Origin of the sequence: Paenibacillus sp. FSL R7-0179 (assembly GCF_038002265.1) — a bacterium.
Taxonomy (GTDB): Bacteria; Bacillota; Bacilli; order Paenibacillales; family Paenibacillaceae; genus Paenibacillus_AQ.
In genome coordinates this window covers 1,711,151-1,729,520 of sequence record NZ_JBBOCC010000001.1, presented here as the reverse complement: position 1 = coordinate 1,729,520, position 18,370 = coordinate 1,711,151, and the positions used below count along the sequence as shown (strand labels likewise).

The following is an 18,370-nucleotide window of genomic DNA, read 5'->3' as shown; positions in this document are numbered from 1 at the left end:
TACAACTTAGAGACTCAATCGAGAGCGTTCTGACTCCCCAAAACGTATGAAGCTTGTGAAACCTGCCGCAATTTCAAAAACACCCCTTGCCTCTCCTGTAAAAAGAGATAAGGGGTGTTTGGGTTAATGAAGTTATTAGGTTTTGTACTGCTCTTCCTGCACTTACACCATCTCAGAAGCCTGCAGTTCCATAGCCTGCGTACGTTCCGTATCACGGATCAGGACCGGCTTCAGGTAGCGGCCAGTGTAGGATTCTTCAACGCTAATCAGCTTCTCCGGTGTTCCGGTAGCAAGGACGGTACCGCCGCCGCTGCCGCCTTCCGGTCCCATATCGATGATATAGTCGGCTGTCTTGATGACATCGAGATTATGCTCGATGACCAGCACCGATTCACCGGAATCGACCAGGCGGTGCAGCACCTCAAGCAGACGGCCGATATCATCGACATGCAGGCCGGTTGTCGGCTCATCCAGGATATAGAGCGTCTTGCCGGTGCTGCGGCGGTAAAGCTCGGAGGCCAGCTTCACACGCTGGGCCTCACCGCCGGACAGTGTGGTTCCCGGCTGCCCGATGTTGATGTAGCCTAGGCCTACATCCAGTAAGGTCTGCATTTTACGGTGAATCTTCGGAATATTCTTGAAGAACTCCGTGGCATCCTCCACCGTCATCTCCAGCACATCCGAGATATTCTTGCCTTTATATTTCACTTCCAGCGTCTCGCGGTTATACCGTTTGCCTTTGCAGACTTCACAAGGTACGTAGACATCCGGCAGGAAGTGCATCTCAATCTTGATAATGCCGTCTCCACGGCATGCCTCACAGCGGCCGCCCTTCACATTGAAGCTGAAGCGCCCCTTCTGGAAGCCGCGCACCTTGGCCTCGTTCGTCTTGGAGAACAGATCACGGATATCATCGAACACGCCTGTGTACGTAGCCGGATTGGAGCGCGGAGTACGTCCAATGGGGGACTGGTCAATCTCGATGACCTTGTCCAGATTCTCCAGGCCGCGGATTTCTTTGTGCAAGCCGGGACGGACCTTGACCGCCTTGTTAAGCTGGCGGGCCAGACTCTTGTAGAGGATCTCGTTGATGAGCGAAGATTTGCCGGAGCCGGATACCCCGGTTACTGCTGTGAAGACGCCGAGTGGAATTTTTACATTCACATTCTTCAGGTTATTCTCCTTCGCTCCACGGATCTCGATCCAGCGCTCATTATCGGTTGGCCGCCGCTTCGAAGTCACCGGGATGAACTTGCGTCCGCTCAAGTACTCACCGGTCAGAGAACCGGGGTCCTTCATAATCTCCTCCGGGGTCCCTTGGGCGATGACCTGGCCACCGTGCTTCCCGGCACCCGGTCCAATGTCGATGATATAGTCAGCCGCCATCATGGTATCCTCATCATGCTCAACGACGATAAGCGTGTTACCCAGGTCGCGCATATGGGCCAGCGTAGCAATCAGGCGGTCATTGTCCCGCTGATGCAGGCCGATACTTGGCTCATCCAGAATATATAGGACACCCATCAGACTGGAGCCGATCTGGGTAGCCAGCCTGATGCGCTGGGCTTCCCCCCCGGATAACGAGCCGGCTGCCCGGCTAAGAGTCAGATAGTTCAGCCCCACATTCACCAGGAAGCCGAGCCGGCTGCTGATTTCCTTGAGGATCAGATTGGCAATCGCTGTTTCTTTCTCACTAAGCTTGAGTTCTGCGAAGAAGTCCAGGCAATCCCCAATCGAAAGATCCGTTACATCCGCAACATTCCGCTCGTTGATGGTCACTGCCAGAATCTCTTTCTTGAGCCGCTTGCCCTTACACGAATGGCAGGGCTTGGCGCTCATGAAGCCCTCAATGAACTCACGAATCCCTTCGGAAGCTGTATCACGGTAACGGCGCTCCAGATTAGGAATAATTCCCTCAAACGCAACCAGGGCGTCTTTGCGCTGGCCGAAGTCGTTCTCATACCGGAAACGGATCTTCTCGCTGCCCGTTCCGTGCAGCAGCTTGTTCATATGCTCCGGGGAGAGGCTGCTAACCGGTACATTTTGCGGAATCTTGAAATGCTCGCATACGGATTTCAGGAACTGCGGATAGTAGTTCGACGTACTGCCTGTCCAGGCCAGGAAAGCTCCTTCTTCAATCGATTTCTCTGTATCCGGGATCAGCAGATCGGGATCGACTACCATATTCATCCCCAGCCCGTCACACTCAGGACAAGCCCCGAAGGGGCTGTTGAAGGAGAACATGCGCGGAGCCAGCTCTTCGATGCTGAATCCGCAGACAGGACATGCAAAGCTGGCACTGAACAGCAGCTCTTCCTGGCCCATCACATCAACGAGAATCTGACCACCGGAAAGCTTCAGCGCAGTTTCCAAGGAATCGGTAAGCCGGGTCTCGATGTCATCCTTAATTACAATCCGGTCAACAACAACCTCAATCGTATGCTTCTTATTCTTTTCCAGTACAATCTCTTCCGTCACTTCGCGCAGCTCACCATCCACACGTACACGGACGAAGCCTTGCTTCGAGATATCTGTGAACAGACCCTTATGCTCACCCTTACGGCCGGAAATGACCGGGGCCAGAATCTGCAGCCGGGTCTTCTCCGGGTATTGCATAATCCGGTCGACCATCTGTTCAACGGTCTGCGAGGTGATCTCTATGCCATGATCCGGACAGTGCGGATGGCCGATCCGGGCAAAAAGCAGCCGCAGATAGTCGTAGATCTCGGTAACCGTCCCTACCGTGGAACGCGGGTTGCGGCTAGTCGTCTTCTGGTCAATCGATATGGCCGGGGAGAGTCCGTCGATGGAATCTACATCCGGCTTCTCCATCTGGCCCAGGAACTGGCGGGCATAGGCAGACAAAGACTCCACGTACCGGCGTTGTCCCTCGGCGTAGATGGTATCGAAGGCCAGGGAGGATTTGCCCGAACCGCTCAGTCCCGTTAGCACGACGAAGCGGTCACGCGGAATCGTTACGTCGATATTCTTGAGATTATGGGCCCTTGCGCCCTTGATTACTATACTTTCATGTGCCAACGGTACCTCTCCTTTAAGGGGAATTTAAAATGGAAAAACATTTTGGGAAAATATTTTCGATCCCTCCCAAACCCTCCCTTCCAAGGGAGGGCCCCAAGGGTTGCACCCTCTGGACACCCGCAAGCTCGGCGGAAGGAATTAAGTTGGTGAATGGACGACTACTGGGGCAATGGGCCCGCTAACCCCTACGGGGCCGCTCCTACGATTAGAGCGATTCGGCTCACTGTGGCTTGCCGACAACGCTGTCCCTTCGGGATACGCGCTAAGAAATTAACTGCGGGCTGTTCCTGCGGAATGCGCAAAGGGCTTCAACGGCACGCCGTCCCTCCGGGATACGCGCTAAGGGCTTAACTGCACGCTGTCCCTCCGGGATGCGCAAGGGCGTGGCCCCTTTATCTTCAAAAGGAACGGCCTGAGTAGCGCCGTTCCCTGGATCGTTAACTTCTGCGCCGGGTTACTCTGCCCGCAATTCAAGCAAGGCATCGCGCAGTTCGGCGGCGCGTTCGAATTGCAGGTTCTTGGCGGCGTCCTTCATCTCGGCCTCCAGACGCTGCATCAGGCTCTGCTTGTCTTTCTTGTTCAGCTTGCCGCCGACACCGGTGAGGTAATCAGCCTTGGACTCGGCCACCTTAGTCGCCTCGATGATATCGCGCACCTTCTTGTTGATGGTCGTCGGGGTAATCCCGTGCTTCTCATTATGAGCGATCTGAATCTCACGGCGGCGCTGGGTCTCGCTCATCGCCTTCTCCATGGAGTCGGTGATGCGGTCGCCGTACATAATGACCCGGCCCTCCGAGTTACGGGCGGCACGGCCGATCGTCTGGATCAGCGAACGCTCGGAACGGAGGAAGCCTTCCTTATCAGCATCCAGAATCGCGACCAGCGACACCTCAGGCAGGTCAAGACCCTCTCTGAGCAGGTTAATACCGACCAGCACGTGGAAGGTACCCAGACGGAGATCACGCAGGATCGCCATCCGCTCCAGCGTCTTGATATCGGAGTGCATATAACGTACCTTGATACCAATCTCCTTGAAGTAATCCGTCAGGTCCTCAGACATCTTCTTCGTTAGAGTGGTTACGAGTACACGCTCATCGCGTTCTACCCGGTCACGGATTTCGCTAATCAGATCATCGATCTGTCCTTCGGTTGGACGCACTTCAATGATCGGGTCAAGCAGACCGGTAGGACGGATAATCTGCTGAACCATAGTATCGCAATGCTCCATCTCATAAGGCCCCGGTGTTGCGGACACATATAAAATCTGACTCACCTTGTCTTCGAATTCCTCGAATTGCAGCGGACGGTTATCCAGCGCAGACGGCAGGCGGAAGCCGTGCTCCACCAGGACGGTCTTCCGCGCACGGTCACCGTTATACATCGCCCGGATCTGCGGCAGCGTCACATGGGACTCGTCAATCACAATCAGCATGTCATCCGGGAAATAGTCCATCAATGTGTAAGGAGTCGCTCCCGGCTCCCGGAAGGTAAGCGGACCGGAATAGTTCTCGATCCCCGAGCAGAAGCCGACTTCCTTCATCATCTCGATATCATAACGGGTCCGTTGCTCCAGCCGCTGCGCCTCCAGCAGCTTGCCTGCTTCGCGGAGTACAGCCAGCCGCTCCTCCAGCTCACGCTCAATATTGACCAGCGCTACACGCATCGTCTCTTCCTGGGTTACGAAGTGAGACGCCGGGAAAATCGCGATATGATCGCGTTCGCCGATCAGCTCGCCTGTCAGAACATCAATCTCCGTAATCCGTTCGATCTCGTCTCCGAACAGCTCTACCCGGATCGCATGCTCGCCCTGGGATGCCGGGAAGATCTCAACGACATCCCCGCGCACACGGAACGTACCACGCACGAAATTAATATCATTACGCTGATACTGGATATCTACGAGCCGGCTCAGAATCTGATTGCGCGGCTTCTCCATCCCTACACGCAGAGAGAGCAGCAAGCTTCCGTATTCCTGCGGCGAACCGAGACCATAAATACAGGACACACTCGCCACAATAATAACGTCACGGCGTTCGAACAGTGAGCTGGTTGCCGAGTGGCGGAGCTTGTCGATTTCTTCATTTATGCTGGAGTCTTTCTCAATGTAGGTATCGGAGGAAGGAATGTACGCCTCTGGCTGGTAGTAATCGTAGTAACTGACGAAGTAATCCACGGAATTGCTCGGAAAAAATTCTTTGAACTCACTCGCCAGCTGCGCAGCAAGCGTCTTATTGTGCGCAATGACCAGCGTCGGGCGGTTCAACTTGGAAATCACTTGTGCGATGGTAAAGGTCTTGCCTGTACCTGTCGCTCCCAGCAGCGTCTGGTGCTTCTTGCCCTGCCGGATGCCGTCCAATAACTCTTCTATGGCATGAGGCTGATCGCCCTGGGGTGTATACTCGGACTCCAGTGCAAAAGTCTTCGTACTGACGACAATATCACTCATTTGCCCGTCTCCCCTCTATCGTCTAGAATATATGAATATATTATAATTTTAACCCTAATCATCCTTCATCCATACCAAGCTGAAAAATATGGAAGATAGGAATGCACGTTCCCGTTTATTATACAGCGTTGCCCAGACTGTTGCAAACCATAATATATAGAAATTTAAGGAGCCTGAATTTATGGATTTCATTACAATACTCGGCCTGCTGGCCGGAATTGCCGCTATGATCGGCGGTTTTCTGTGGGAAGGCGGCAGCCTGTCCGGCCTGCTGCAGCCCAATGCTGCCCTGATCGTGTTCGGCGGTACCCTTGCAGCAGTGCTCATCAGCTTCCCCGCGTCCAAGCTCCGCAGTATTCCGGCGGCGCTCCGCCTGGCTTTTGGCCGGCAACGGGATACCAGCCGGGAACAAGCCGAAGAGCTGATTGCCATGGCTGCACTCACGCGGCGCGGCGGTGTTCTCGCATTAGAGAAGCGGGCGGAGGAGCATCCTGATCCTTTTACCCGTGAAGGCCTGTTTCTGATTGTCGACGGCAATGACCCCGATCAGGTCCGCCAGATCCTGGAGCTCGGGATGGATGCCAAGGAGCTGAAATATGAAGGCTATGCCAAAATATTCGAAGCCGCCGGCGGCTATGCACCGACCATGGGGATTATCGGCACCGTTATGGGGCTGATCCGGGTTCTGAGCAACCTAACGGACCCTTCCAATCTGGGCGGGTCAATTGCCGTAGCTTTTACAGCAACACTCTATGGCGTAGCCAGCGCTAATCTACTCTTTTTACCCATTGCCTCCAAAATCAAATCCCGCAGCCAAAGTGAGCTGGGCACCATGGAGATGCTGCTCGTCGGCATTCTGTCCCTGCAGAACGGAGATCACCCGCATCTGGTCCGGCAAAAGCTGGCCCCCTTCCTGACAGACGCTCCTAAACGCAGCAGCAGTACCAGCCCGGGGGAACCGCTATGAGACAAAGAAACCGCCGGCAGCCCCGCGTCTCCGCAGGCAAGGAGAGCCGGGACCGCTGGATGATTACCTACGCGGATCTGATCACGCTTCTGCTGATTTTCTTCGTGATTCTGTTCGCCATGAGCAGCCTGGATTCGCAGAAATATGCCATTGTCAGCGGCTCCTTATCGGATACCTTCAAGAGCGGAAGTACAGTGCTGGAGGGCGGAAGCGGCGTACTTGAAGGCAATCAGGGAATTACAGGGACTGACGTTTCGAAGGGTCATACTGAAGACAGTGGAACCGCTGGCGGTCCTTCTGCTACAGGCTCCGCGGATTCGGACGGGCTGAATGGAAACGGACAAACAGGAGATGGGGATGGACACCAGCCGTCAGCGCGTGAGCTTGCTTTTCGGGAACAGGAAGCGAAGCTGGCTGCTCTTATGGGCGTAATCACCCAGTATGTGGAGGAGAATAACCTCGGGGAACAGATTTTTGTTGCCGATAAACCGCAGGGCATTGCCATCACGCTGAGTGACCGGTTCCTGTTCGATGCGGGTAAGGCCGAGCTGAAATCCCCTGCTTTCCCTGCCCTGCGCCAGCTCTCCGGCCTGTTTCGCGGTATCGGGGCGACGATCAGCATCGAAGGCCATACCGACAATGTTCCTGTGACCCCCGGATCGTTATACAGAGACAACTGGGAGCTATCCGGCGCCCGTGCGCTGTCCGTCCTGCGCTTTTTTCTGGACAAAGAGGGGCTAAGCCCTGATACCTTCCAATATGCAGGGTACGCCGATACCCGGCCCGCCTATGATAATACAACCGCAGAGGGAAAGCAGCGGAACCGCCGGGTTGAATTGATTGTGCTGCGGCAGCTTCAGGAGGAAGAATAGCCGGCAACCGCTCAGTCTATGGCAGATCATCACTGGCAAAGATACAGTAAAGCTGATCAAGGAGTTGGAGCTTCGTGCACGCAACAAAAGGAACGCCGGATGCTACCCGTTTTTTGGAGCTTCTGCGGCTGTCGGTTTCATTGGTATTGATTATTTTCGCCCAGATTACTATCACTGGCTTCGTAGGCTTTTTTGTTGTATTTCTGCCCTTTTTGTCCTCCTCTTATTCCCCGGGAAGCCTGCTTACCGGAATGAAGTTTCTGATTGCCGGCTTTGCCTTTGCGCTGCCTTGGCTCGGATACTGGTGGATGATGTACAGCTTATCCGGGAATGGCCGCATCCGTGGCTTTTTTCTACTTTTGCTCACCTCGTATTTAGCCCTTATATTTATTTGTATGCAGATCGATCCGGTCTACAATCCGGAAGCCATGATTCCCGGTTCTGCAAGAGAATCTACCTTTCTCGTTTGTATGGCCATGTCTGCCGTAATACTTTTCCCGTTTTATTCGCTTGGCGTTTATATCTTCGTGCTGAGACCTGTCAAGCGTCCCCGAAAAAGATACCGTTTCCTGCTGCTGTGCCTTCTGTTTGCTGTGGCGGGCCTGGTTCTCTTGCCCTTTCTGTGGCACTCTGCTCCCATCGTCTATCCCGGTTTGCTCAGCTTCCCGGAATAGCAGACAGACGCAAAAAGACAGACCTCTCACATTAGTAACATCTAATGTAACAAAGAGAAGTCTGCCGTATTCAGCGCTTTCGCGGATAAGCTAACTTTTATTCCCCAACCAGTTCCTTGTACGCAGCCGCATCCAGCAGGCCGGTTACTGCCTCTGCGAACTCGGTATCAAGCTCCAGCTCAAAAATCCACCCGTCTCCGTAAGGCTGGTCATTGATCAGCTCCGGGCTGGCCTCCAGCGCATCGTTGATCTTGGTCACCTTACCGGATACGGGTGAATATAGCTCCGATACGGTCTTCACAGATTCGATACTGCCCACACTGTCGCCTGCTGAGATCGCCGCGCCCACTTCCGGAAATTCTACAAACACGATATCGCCCAGCAGATGCTGCGCATGATCCGTAATCCCTACACGTACTACGCGTCCCTCGCCCTGCTGCGCCCACTCATGCTCTTCGCTGTATAGCAGGTTGTCAAGCACTTCACTCATGTCCAAGCCGCCTCTTTTCCGTAATTGGAGTTCTAAATTTAGTTATAGCCTAAGTTATCGGCTTGCCTAATGTCAATATAACTGACAGTAAAATTAAATTTGTCAACTTTTTGACGTTTTTTGATTGACAGGGCGGAGGGTTACCCGGTTTAATGGAGTCAGTAGAAAAACATATGGTTTGCGAATGATGGCATAGGGAGAGACTGTCTCACAGGAAGACAGCGCCGAAGGAGTAAGCCCGGGATGGGTGAATCTCTCAGGCAAAAGGACCTTTGCCGGACGCATCTCTGGAGAGCATCCGGGTGCCTGCGCTGCAGGCTTCACGGATCACCAACGGGGAAACCTGCGCGGCATGGCAGGGTAACTCTCAGGTACCAAGGACAGAGCGAAAGTCCATTTATGCATACGTGCATAATGGCTTTCGCCTGTCCTTTTTCGTATGTAATCAGACCAAGGGAGTGACAAGATGGATGCTTTGAGAAGAACGCCTTTTTATGACCTCTATGCGGCTTATGCGGAGTCCAGATGTATTGATTTCGGCGGCTGGGAGCTGCCGGTGCAGTTCACGGGCATCGTGAAGGAGCATGAAGCCGTCCGTGAACGGGCCGGACTGTTCGATGTCTCCCATATGGGAGAATTCATGGTTACCGGGAGCGGCGCGGAAGCTTTCCTGCAGAGAATGACCACCAATGATGTCTCCCGCCTGAAAGACGGCGCAGCGCAGTACACCCTGATGCTCTACCCAAGCGGCGGAGTGGTCGACGATCTGCTCGTATACCGGCTGGGTGAAGAACGTTACATGCTTGTCGTCAATGCGTCCAACATCGATAAGGACTTCCAGTGGCTGCAGGAGCATCTAACCGCTGAATTCGGCGGCGTCACCCTGAAAAATATCTCGGATGAGACGCTGCTGCTCGCCTTGCAGGGGCCGCGCGCGGAGACGATTCTGGCAAAAGTCACGCAGGTGTCTCTAACAGAGTTAAAACCGTTCCACTTCATCGAACAGGCTGAAGTCTGCGGCGTCACCGTCCTGCTCTCCCGTACCGGATATACTGGTGAGGATGGCTTCGAGCTATATGCTCCCGCAGATACGGCAGCAGCACTCTGGAACGGCCTGCTGGCTGCTGGCGCTCCGCATGGTCTGACGCCTGCCGGACTCGGCGCACGCGATACCCTGCGTTTCGAGGCCAAGCTGCCGCTGTACGGCCAGGAGCTGTCGGCGGATATCACTCCGCTCGAAGCGGGTGTCCAGTTCTTCGTGAAGCTGGATGCAGGGGATTTCATCGGCCGTGATGCCCTGCTGAAGCAGAAGGAAGCCGGTCTGCCCCGGCGTCTTGTGGGCCTGGAGATGGTCGACCGCGGCATTCCCCGCTCCCACTATCCCGTGTACGCGGACGGAGTGAAGATCGGTGAAGTAACGACCGGCACCCAATCCCCTACCCTGAAGCGGAATCTCGGACTCGCCCTGCTGGACGCTGCCTATACGGAGCCGGGCACAGAGGTGTACGTGGAGATTCGCGGCAAGCAGCTCAAGGCTGCCATAATCAAAGCCCCATTCTACAAAAGAAGCCAAGGAGTGAAGCCGCAATGAAGCACCGCTATCTGCCTATGACTGAGCAAGACCGCACAGAAATGATGGAAGCCGTAGGCATCCAGTCCATCGATGAGCTGTTCGCCGATATTCCGCAGTCTGTCCGTTACCAGGGAACCCTGCCGATGTCCGGCGCTCTGGACGAATATGCACTGCTTCGCCATATGAAGAGGCTCGCAGACAAGAATGCCGACTTCGACACCCACGCCAGCTTCCTTGGTGCCGGATTATACGATCACCATGTTCCGGTCGTCATCAACCATGTGATTTCACGTTCGGAATTTTATACCGCCTATACCCCTTACCAACCGGAGATCAGCCAGGGTGAGCTTCAGGCGATTTTCGAATTCCAGTCCTATATCTGTGAACTGACCGGAATGAAGGTCGCCAATGCCAGTATGTATGACGGCGCAACGGCCCTGTCCGAAGCGGCTGTGCTGGCCGCAGGCGCCACCAAACGCAAGAAGCTGATTGTCTCCCGTACGGTTCACCCGGAAGCGCGTCAGGTGCTCCGCACCTCCGCCAACGCCTGGGGACTGCAAATTGTAGAGATTGACTATGCTGACGGGGTAACGGATCTCACCAAGCTGGCCGATGCCATCGACAGCGATACCGCTGCTGTTCTGGTCCAGTCCCCCAACTTCTTCGGCGGGATTGAGGACCTGCGCCAGATTGAGCCGCTGATCCATGCGGTCAAAGGACTGCTCGTGGTCAGCGCGAACCCCATTGCGCTTGGCGTGCTGGAATCCCCTGGACGGCTTGGCGCAGACATCGTAGTCGGCGACGCGCAGCCGCTGGGGATCGCCGCCTCGCTGGGCGGCCCTACCTGCGGATTCTTCGCGGTGGCTGAGCCGCTTATGCGCCGGATGCCGGGCCGGATCGTCGGCCAGACGGTTGACCGGAATGGCAAGCGCGGCTTCGTGCTGACGCTGCAAGCCCGCGAACAGCATATCCGCCGGGAGAAGGCGACCTCGAATATCTGCTCCAACCAGGCGCTACTAGCGCTGTCTGCTTCCGTCTACCTGTCCGTGATGGGCAAGGAGGGCATGCGCGAGGTGGGTGAGCTGAACATCCGCAAGAGCCATTATGCCGCCGGGCGGCTGGCTGAAATCACTGGTGCAGAGCTTGTCTTCACTGCCCCGTTCTTCAATGAATTCGTCCTGAAGCTCCCGGAGGGCAGCAGTGTGAGTGCGGTGAACTCCAGGCTGCTGAAGGAAGGCTATCTGGGCGGTTATGACTTAGGCCGGGATTATCCCGAGCTGGCCGGACATATGCTGGTTGCCGTAACGGAGAAACGAAGCAAGACCGAAATTGACGAATTTGCAAGCGCACTGGAGGGCTGTGTATGAAACCGGAACAAAGTCTGATTTTTGAATTAAGCCGTCCCGGCCGCTCGGCCTACTCCCTGCCTCAGTGTGATGTGCCGCAGGACGAAGGCCTTGATGCACTCATTCCCGGAGGGCTGCTGCGCAGTGAGCCGGTTGTGCTGCCAGAGGTATCGGAAGTGGATGTTATCCGCCACTATACCGCCCTGTCCCGCCGCAACTTCGGAGTCGATAACGGCTTCTATCCGCTCGGCTCCTGTACGATGAAATACAACCCGAAGATCAACGAGGATGTCGCCCGCTTCCCGGGACTCTCCAAGATCCATCCGTACCAGCCGGAGGAGAGCATCCAGGGTGCGCTTGAACTGATGTACACGCTGCAAAAGGATCTTGCCGCCCTGACCGGCATGGATGCTGTATCCCTGCAGCCTGCTGCCGGTGCCCACGGCGAGTGGACCGGCCTGATGATGATCCGCGCCTACCATGAGAGCCGCGGTGAGGTCCGCTCCAAGGTCATCGTGCCGGACTCCTCGCATGGCACCAACCCGGCAAGCGCCGCAGCCGCCGGCCTTGAGACGGTCACCATCCCGTCCAATGACAAGGGTATGGTTGACCTTGAGGCGCTGAAGGCAGCTGTCGGCAGTGACACCGCTGCGCTGATGCTCACGAACCCGAGTACCCTCGGCCTCTTCGAGACGCAGATCGTCGAGATTGCCGCGATTGTCCATGAAGCGGGCGGTCTGCTCTATTATGACGGAGCGAACTCCAACGCGATTATGGGCATCACCCGCCCGGGCGATATGGGCTTCGATGTGGTGCATCTCAACCTGCACAAGACGATGAGTACGCCGCACGGCGGCGGGGGGCCGGGAGCCGGACCGGTCGGCGTGAAGGCGAAGCTGATCCCCTTCCTGCCGCAGCCTACAGTGGCGCAGAACGGGGACGGCAGCTTCACACTGGACTGCGGCGGGCCGGAATCGATTGGCCGCGTCAAAGCCTTTTACGGCAACTTCGGGATTCTCGTCCGTGCTTATGCGTACATCCGCACCTATGGTCCTGACGGCCTGCGTGAGGTGTCCGAGAACGCCGTGCTGAACGCCAACTATATGATGCACCGGCTGGCCCCTTACTTCGAGATCCCCTTCCCGGGCGTCTGCAAGCATGAATTCGTCATGTCCGGCAAGAACCTTAAGCAATACGGTGTCCGTACCCTCGATGTAGCCAAACGGCTGCTCGACTTCGGCTATCATCCGCCAACCGTCTACTTCCCGCTGACAGTAGAGGAATGTATGATGATTGAACCTACCGAGACCGAGAGCAAGGAGACGCTCGACGGCTTCATTGAGACCATGATCCGAATCGTTAAGGAAGCCGAAGAGACGCCGGAGATAGTGATTAACGCACCGCATACGACTGAAATCAGCCGCCTGGATGAGACGCAGGCCGCGCGTAAGCCGGTACTCAACTGTTCTTGCGGTTAACCAGATCAATTCATATATTTTCAAATAGCCGGGTCAGGGATACATCGTATCGCTGCCCGGCTATTTGGTATGTACCCGGAAGCGGATTCTCCCGGCTATGGCGTAAGGCGCTTCACGAACTGGAAGCGGTCATTCACCCGCATTTTACTGTAGATACTCTTCAGCATATTGCGCACGGTGCCTTCACTGATCCCCAGATCGCTCCCGATATGCAGCGCGCTCTTCTCCATCAGCCACAGCCTCGCCACCTCCTGCTCCCGCGCGGTCAGCTTATATTCCAGAAGCGTGGCTTCCAGCCGGTACCGCTGCATCTCCGGGTTCTTCTCCATCCACTTCTCCATGATATTCTCGGCAATCTGCTGCACGAAGGGAATGGCGAACTCAATTGGCTCTCCTCTATTAAAAGAAATATCAACATATCCGTAAACGCTATCATCATCCTGCAATGGAGCGCACACACAGTTCCAATCCCGGAAGGTCTGATCCGTATGCTCCGTTCCCCGCACCACCCCGATGCAGTTCATCTCCATCGCCAGCGATACGGCATTCATTCCCGCCTGCTGCCTGCTTAAGCTGACCCCCGGGCGCAGCTCCGCCTGCTCCATCTCCGCCTGCGTCTCCGGAGAAGAATAGACCAGCTCCAGAATGGTACCCGCCTTGTCCGTCAGGAATACCACATAAGGAATAGAGAGCAGCTGGCTTAATTTGTTCATTTCACTGCGGATCGAAGAAATCATAGCTCTATGATAGATATGCTCTCTGGATTCTTCAGATACACCCGCCACAGACATCCCGCCTTGGACTTGGGCCCTAACTGCCTCCAGAGGCCGGAAGGCTTCAAGTTCGCTTGCTTCTAAATCCCCAGGCATACTCCATGCTCTTGATTGATTAAAGACTCTCACAAACGATCCCTCCATATTTACCAATTCCTATATTATCAATTTTAAAAGAAAGCATTATAACATACAATTACGGAATAATGAACATTCAGTATTGGATCTGTAAATCCCCGCGTTAGCGCTGTAAAATGTAGAAATCTGTTCATCTTATATTTCTACATAATTCCAGGAGGTTCGACATGCTTCGCATCGGCTATCTATCGACTACCCTCAATTTGGCTACCGCAATGGTATCCTTCCTGCGCTTCGGCAGTAATTATGCCCTGTTCATTATGGCCAGCTACACACTCTTAACCCTTGCGGGATACCGGCTGCTGCAGAATAAAAGGACCCTGCATCTGGTTCCGCTGCTCACCTTCAGCTGTTCATTCCTCTTATACAATGTGACCTATGTATTGTTGAAGCAGATTAACCTCGTAGACCTGTATGCGGTAGACTGGAGACTTGAGGTTCAGCTGGCGCTGCCCCTGCTGGTAGGGTTCGCCGTCCAGACTCTGCTTAAGCGCAGTGGCAAATCCCGGTTGGTATAGCTATCGGGGGTTGCCGCTTTTTTTTGCAAAATCGACCTAAACTGATAGTTTTCGACATCGGCTCAGTGATATATTTACTCTTACGTCTTTGAGCCAGCTGAGGATTCAGATATTTTCTCCGCAGCCATCTGCGGTAACGCTTTCAAAGCAATGAACAGGAGGGTTAAGCTTGAGTATGATTGAAGCCAGAGGACTGAGTAAGTCCTTTATGCAGGCGGTGAAGGAGCCCGGCCTAAAGGGAGCGGTGAAGCATCTGTTCCTGCCCCGGCATATTGAGAAGGTGGCGGTCAAGCCGCTGGATCTGAGCATTGAAGCCGGAGAGACGGTGGCCTACGTGGGACCGAACGGTGCCGGTAAATCGACTACCATCAAGATGCTGACCGGCATTCTGATGCCGTCCTCCGGGAGTATCTCGGTGAACGGCATCAATCCGTACCGCAAAAGAATGGAGAACGCCGCCCAGATCGGCGCAGTTTTCGGGCAGCGCACCCAGCTGTGGTGGGATATTCCGATTGCCGAGTCCTTCTCGCTGCTGAAGGATATCTATCAGATTCCGGATGCCCAATATAGGAAGAACATGGACTTGTTCACCGAAATGCTCGGGATGAGCGAATTCATCCACCTGTCCGCGCGGAAGCTCTCGCTGGGTCAGCGCATGCGTGCCGATCTGGCTGCTGCCCTGCTGCATAATCCGCCGATTCTGTATCTCGATGAGCCGACGATTGGCCTTGACGTATCTGTGAAGGAGAAGATCCGCGGGTTCATCAAGCAGATCAACCAGGAGCAGCAGACGACTGTGATGCTGACGACCCACGACCTGGGCGACATTGAGGACCTGTGCAAGCGGCTGGTCATTATCGATCACGGCGCGATTATTTATGACGGTACGCTGAGCGAGGTCAAGGCCCGTTTTGCCAAAAACCGGGTCATCTTCTTCCAGGTACGCTCCCCTATGCCGGAGTTGTACAAGCTGCTGGAGCAGAGTCCCGGGCTGAAGCTGGAGCAGCAGAGCAGCCAGGAGTTCTCGGTCACTTTTGACCGGTATGAATATACCGCCAGTGAAGTGGTCAGCCGGGTGATGAAGCATGGGGAGGTCCTCGATTTCCGCATGGAAGATACCCACATTGAGCAGGTCATTAAGGCTGTCTATGACGGCCAACTGGACTTGAACGAGCACCGGGGAGCAAGGGGGCAGGGGCACCATGACGACAGCAGCCCGGCTTAACAAATACAGAAGCATTGCCAATCGCTCCTTGCAGAATGTGATGGCCTACCGGAACTCCTACATCATTAATTTACTCGCAAACTCCATTAATCTGGTCGCGATCTTCTTCCTCTGGCAGGGAATCTATGGCGGGCGTGAGGCGGTGGGCGGCTACTCCTGGGATCAGATGAAGACCTATCTGCTGGTGACCTTCCTGGCCAATTCCGTCTTATCCTGGTATTCCGAGACCGCCATCTCCGGCAAAATCCTTGACGGCAGCGTCGCCATGGACCTGCTGAAGCCGATTGATTTCCAGACGGCCCGATTCGCCGAGACCCTGGGCGCCAGCCTGCTGGAAGGGGCTATCAGTACGGTAATGCTGATCGTGTTTGCCACCTTCCTTACCGGAGTGACCTTCCCCCACTCGCCGATCGTCTATCTGCTGTTTGCGGTCAGTCTGCTCTGCGCGGTTGTGGTCAAATTCGGCGTGGTCTATCTGGCGGCTCTGTTATGCTTCTGGTCGACGGGGTCCCTCGGGATTGTCTGGACGCGGATTGCGCTTACTAACCTGCTGTCGGGCGCACTGGTGCCGCTGGCATTTTTCCCGGACTGGCTGGAAAAGCTGGCGCTACTGCTGCCCTTCCAGGCCATCATTCATACGCCGACGATGATCTTCCTCCAGCAGGCAGATACCGGGGAGAGCCTAAGGCTGATCGGGATTCAGCTCTTTTGGGGAGCAGGACTCTGGATGGCGGGCAAAGCCATGTGGAACTGGGCGGTCCGCCAGGTGACCATTCATGGAGGCTAAGGCGGAAGGAGGACGCAGAATGAAATTATCGCAAATGCTCTATCTCTATAGAAGGCTATATGTGCAGCAGCTTAAGGCGATTCTGGAGTACAACAAAGACTTTTATATCCTAATGTGCTCGGCGGCCTTGACGCAGGTATTGGGATTCGTGTTCCTGTGGGTGATCTATGACCGGATTCCGGATATTCAGGGCTGGCAGTTCTGGGAGGTCACCTTCATGTACGCCATGATCTTCCTGACGGAGGGGGCGGGTTCGCTGTTCTTCGAGGGCAGCTGGCGGCTGGGCAGACTGGTCAACACAGGGGAGCTGGACCGTTATCTGCTGCGGCCGGTGCCGGTGGTTCTTCAGGTGTTCTGCACGGGGATTGGGATTAACGGACTCGGTAATCTGCTCATCGGCGGAGTGATCATCTGGCAGTCGCTCATGCACAGCCCTATCCACTGGACTGCGGGCAAGGCGGCGGTGCTGCTGCTGCTGTTCATCACGGCAGTCATCATCCGGGTATCCATTAATCTCATGGGCAACTCGGCGGCCTTCTGGATTCGCAATGCCGGGAATGCGTTCCCGCTGATGGTGCATAATCTGTCCGATCTGGCCAAATACCCGATTACCCTGTTTCCGCAGGCGATCCGCATCTTTATTTCGACGGTGCTGCCCTATGCGTTCATCAGCTTCTACCCGGCAACCTATATTTTCGGTAAAAGCGGCTGGTCCGGCTGGTGGCTCCTCGCCCCTGTCGCGGCTATCGGAAGCGCGGCTGCAGCTTACGGAGTCTTCCGGTACGGATTGTCCCGGTATGAGAGTACGGGGAACTGAGGGGTGTGGCTGCTTGGCAGTCCGCCGCTCACTTGCGGCGGGTTCTTGCGGTATGGCAGTCCGCCGCTCACTTGTGGCGGGTTCCGGCGGTATGGCAGTCCACCGCTCACTTGCGCGGATTCCGGCGGGAGGTGGGGTAGCTGCCAGTAAACAGGGCAAGGAGAATGAGGTGCCGGGGGTGATGAGGCGCAGAAGTGCAACTTATTTGCTGGATTGGCGCGCATTTGAGGATTTCAGGTGCATTAGTGCACTTCATTTACTGGTTTTAATCACATTTGAGGATTTCAGGTGCACTAATGCTCCTCATTGGCTCCTCCAGCCCACTTCCGGCCGCATCTGGGGGATTTATCCCTCTCATTTCGCTCATCCGCCCACTTCCGGCCGCATCTGAGGGATTTATCCCTTTCATTTCGCTCACCCAGCCCACTTCCGGCCGCATCTAAGGGATTTATCCCTCTCATTTCACTCACCCGCCCACTTCCGGCCACATCTGAGGGATTTATCCCTCTCATTTCACTCATCCGCCCACTTCCGGCCGCATCTAAGGGATTTATCCCTTTCATTCCGCTCACTAGTCCGCTTCCGGCCACATCTGAGGGATTTATCCCTCTCATTTCACTCACCCGCCCACTTCCGGCCACATCTGAGGGATTTATCCCTCTCATTTCGCTCACCCGCCCACTTCCGGCCGCATCTGAGGGATTTATCCCTCTCATTTCGCTCATCCGCCCACTTCCGGCCGCATCTAAGGGATTTATCCCTCTCATTTCGCTCACCCAGCCCACTTCCGGCCACATCTGGGGGATTTATCCCTCTCATTTCACTCACCCGCCCGCTTCCGGCCGCATCTGAGGGATTTATCCCTTTCATTCCGCTCACCAGTCCGCTTCCGGCCGCATCTGAGGGATTTATCCCTCTCATTTCGCTCATCCGCCCACTTCCGGCCGCATCCTGAGGGATTTATCCCTCTCATTTCGCTCATCCGCCCGCTTCCGGCCACATCTGAGGGATTTATCCCTCTCATTTTGCTCTTCCGCCCTCTTCCGGCCGCATCTGAGGGATTTATCCCTCTCATTTCACTCACCCGCCCGCTTCCGGCCGCATCATCCGCTCACCAGTCCGCTTCCGGCCACATCTGAGGGATTTATCCCTCTCATTTCGCTCATCCGCCCACTTCCGGCCGCATCTGAGGGATCCGCCCGCTTCCGGCCACATCTGAGGGATTTA

The 18,370-nt window shown here is 55.3% G+C and carries 14 protein-coding genes and 2 riboswitches; of the genes, 10 read left to right on the top strand and 4 right to left on the bottom strand.

The annotated features are described in order from the left end of the window. Positions 1-162 precede the first annotated feature (162 nt). Both uvrA and uvrB read right to left on the bottom strand, forming a co-directional pair. The gene (gene uvrA / locus MKX63_RS07515; protein WP_341016307.1) at positions 163-3,039 is read right to left on the bottom strand and encodes an excinuclease ABC subunit UvrA; all 2,877 of its coding nucleotides are present in this window, start codon (positions 3,037-3,039) and stop codon (positions 163-165) included. Positions 3,040-3,493: 454 nt separating this feature from the next. Beyond that, complete coding sequence (gene uvrB, locus MKX63_RS07510) at positions 3,494-5,485, bottom strand: excinuclease ABC subunit UvrB (RefSeq protein ID WP_341016305.1); 1,992 nt, start codon at positions 5,483-5,485, stop codon at positions 3,494-3,496. A 181-nt stretch (positions 5,486-5,666) separates the two neighbouring features. Here uvrB and MKX63_RS07505 point away from each other — a divergent pair, with 181 nt between their 5' ends. From MKX63_RS07505 to MKX63_RS07495, 3 genes are all read left to right on the top strand, one after another. Beyond that, a complete protein-coding gene (locus MKX63_RS07505) occupies positions 5,667-6,452 on the top strand; it encodes a flagellar motor protein (RefSeq protein ID WP_341016304.1) in 786 nt (261 codons plus the stop codon). Next, complete coding sequence (locus tag MKX63_RS07500; RefSeq protein ID WP_341016302.1) at positions 6,449-7,324, top strand: flagellar motor protein MotB; 876 nt, start codon at positions 6,449-6,451, stop codon at positions 7,322-7,324. The genes MKX63_RS07505 and MKX63_RS07500 overlap by 4 nt, the downstream gene beginning before the upstream one ends. Positions 7,325-7,398: 74 nt before the next feature. After that, positions 7,399-7,998: a hypothetical protein gene (locus MKX63_RS07495; RefSeq protein ID WP_341016301.1), complete on the top strand. Its 600-nt coding sequence runs from the start codon at positions 7,399-7,401 to the stop codon at positions 7,996-7,998. A 97-nt stretch (positions 7,999-8,095) separates the two neighbouring features. On the opposite strand, the gene gcvH is transcribed toward MKX63_RS07495, so the two are convergent. Then, complete coding sequence (gene gcvH / locus MKX63_RS07490) at positions 8,096-8,488, bottom strand: glycine cleavage system protein GcvH (protein ID WP_341016299.1); 393 nt, start codon at positions 8,486-8,488, stop codon at positions 8,096-8,098. Positions 8,489-8,672: 184 nt separating this feature from the next. Further along, positions 8,673-8,770: riboswitch (glycine riboswitch) on the top strand. Between the two features lie 3 nt (positions 8,771-8,773). Beyond that, positions 8,774-8,874: riboswitch (glycine riboswitch) on the top strand. 80 nt (positions 8,875-8,954) lie between these two features. On the opposite strand from gcvH, the gene gcvT reads away from it, so the two are divergent. The 3 genes from gcvT to gcvPB are packed head-to-tail and all read left to right on the top strand — an operon-like array spanning position 8,955 to position 12,885. Then, positions 8,955-10,079: a glycine cleavage system aminomethyltransferase GcvT gene (gcvT, locus tag MKX63_RS07485; RefSeq protein WP_341016298.1), complete on the top strand. Its 1,125-nt coding sequence runs from the start codon at positions 8,955-8,957 to the stop codon at positions 10,077-10,079. After that, positions 10,076-11,428, top strand: coding sequence for an aminomethyl-transferring glycine dehydrogenase subunit GcvPA (gcvPA, locus tag MKX63_RS07480; RefSeq protein WP_341016297.1), 1,353 nt, complete (start codon positions 10,076-10,078; stop codon positions 11,426-11,428). Before gcvT ends, gcvPA begins: the two co-directional genes overlap by 4 nt. Then, positions 11,425-12,885, top strand: a complete 1,461-nt coding sequence (gene gcvPB / locus MKX63_RS07475) for an aminomethyl-transferring glycine dehydrogenase subunit GcvPB (RefSeq protein WP_341016294.1) — start codon at positions 11,425-11,427, stop codon at positions 12,883-12,885. The genes gcvPA and gcvPB overlap by 4 nt, the downstream gene beginning before the upstream one ends. A 95-nt stretch (positions 12,886-12,980) precedes the next feature. Here gcvPB and MKX63_RS07470 read toward each other — a convergent pair whose 3' ends face one another. Continuing rightward, positions 12,981-13,754, bottom strand: a complete 774-nt coding sequence (locus MKX63_RS07470; RefSeq protein ID WP_341016291.1) for a LuxR C-terminal-related transcriptional regulator — start codon at positions 13,752-13,754, stop codon at positions 12,981-12,983. Positions 13,755-13,963: 209 nt separating this feature from the next. Here MKX63_RS07470 and MKX63_RS07465 point away from each other — a divergent pair, with 209 nt between their 5' ends. From MKX63_RS07465 to MKX63_RS07450, 4 genes are all read left to right on the top strand, one after another. Then, a complete protein-coding gene (locus tag MKX63_RS07465; RefSeq protein ID WP_341016290.1) occupies positions 13,964-14,314 on the top strand; it encodes a hypothetical protein in 351 nt (116 codons plus the stop codon). A gap of 175 nt (positions 14,315-14,489) precedes the next feature. Then, the gene (locus MKX63_RS07460; RefSeq protein WP_341018559.1) at positions 14,490-15,539 is read left to right on the top strand and encodes an ABC transporter ATP-binding protein; all 1,050 of its coding nucleotides are present in this window, start codon (positions 14,490-14,492) and stop codon (positions 15,537-15,539) included. After that, positions 15,517-16,326, top strand: coding sequence for an ABC transporter permease (locus MKX63_RS07455; protein ID WP_341016289.1), 810 nt, complete (start codon positions 15,517-15,519; stop codon positions 16,324-16,326). The genes MKX63_RS07460 and MKX63_RS07455 overlap by 23 nt, the downstream gene beginning before the upstream one ends. Before the next feature lie 19 nt (positions 16,327-16,345). Further along, entirely contained in the window at positions 16,346-17,143 is a 798-nt protein-coding gene (locus MKX63_RS07450; protein ID WP_341016288.1) for an ABC transporter permease, read from the top strand. Positions 17,144-18,370 lie beyond the last annotated feature (1,227 nt).

What these genes read in the sequence shown, in the direction of transcription:
- uvrB (WP_341016305.1), bottom strand. Translation starts at nt 5,485, where the DNA reads ATGAGTGATATTGTCGTCAGTACGAAGACTTTTGCACTGGAGTCCGAG.
- MKX63_RS07505 (WP_341016304.1), top strand. Translation starts at nt 5,667, where the DNA reads ATGGATTTCATTACAATACTCGGCCTGCTGGCCGGAATTGCCGCTATG.
- MKX63_RS07500 (WP_341016302.1), top strand. Translation starts at nt 6,449, where the DNA reads ATGAGACAAAGAAACCGCCGGCAGCCCCGCGTCTCCGCAGGCAAGGAG.
- gcvH (WP_341016299.1), bottom strand. Translation starts at nt 8,488, where the DNA reads ATGAGTGAAGTGCTTGACAACCTGCTATACAGCGAAGAGCATGAGTGG.
- gcvT (WP_341016298.1), top strand. Translation starts at nt 8,955, where the DNA reads ATGGATGCTTTGAGAAGAACGCCTTTTTATGACCTCTATGCGGCTTAT.
- gcvPA (WP_341016297.1), top strand. Translation starts at nt 10,076, where the DNA reads ATGAAGCACCGCTATCTGCCTATGACTGAGCAAGACCGCACAGAAATG.
- gcvPB (WP_341016294.1), top strand. Translation starts at nt 11,425, where the DNA reads ATGAAACCGGAACAAAGTCTGATTTTTGAATTAAGCCGTCCCGGCCGC.
- MKX63_RS07470 (WP_341016291.1), bottom strand. Translation starts at nt 13,754, where the DNA reads ATGCCTGGGGATTTAGAAGCAAGCGAACTTGAAGCCTTCCGGCCTCTG.
- MKX63_RS07465 (WP_341016290.1), top strand. Translation starts at nt 13,964, where the DNA reads ATGCTTCGCATCGGCTATCTATCGACTACCCTCAATTTGGCTACCGCA.
- MKX63_RS07460 (WP_341018559.1), top strand. Translation starts at nt 14,490, where the DNA reads ATGATTGAAGCCAGAGGACTGAGTAAGTCCTTTATGCAGGCGGTGAAG.
- MKX63_RS07455 (WP_341016289.1), top strand. Translation starts at nt 15,517, where the DNA reads ATGACGACAGCAGCCCGGCTTAACAAATACAGAAGCATTGCCAATCGC.
- MKX63_RS07450 (WP_341016288.1), top strand. Translation starts at nt 16,346, where the DNA reads ATGAAATTATCGCAAATGCTCTATCTCTATAGAAGGCTATATGTGCAG.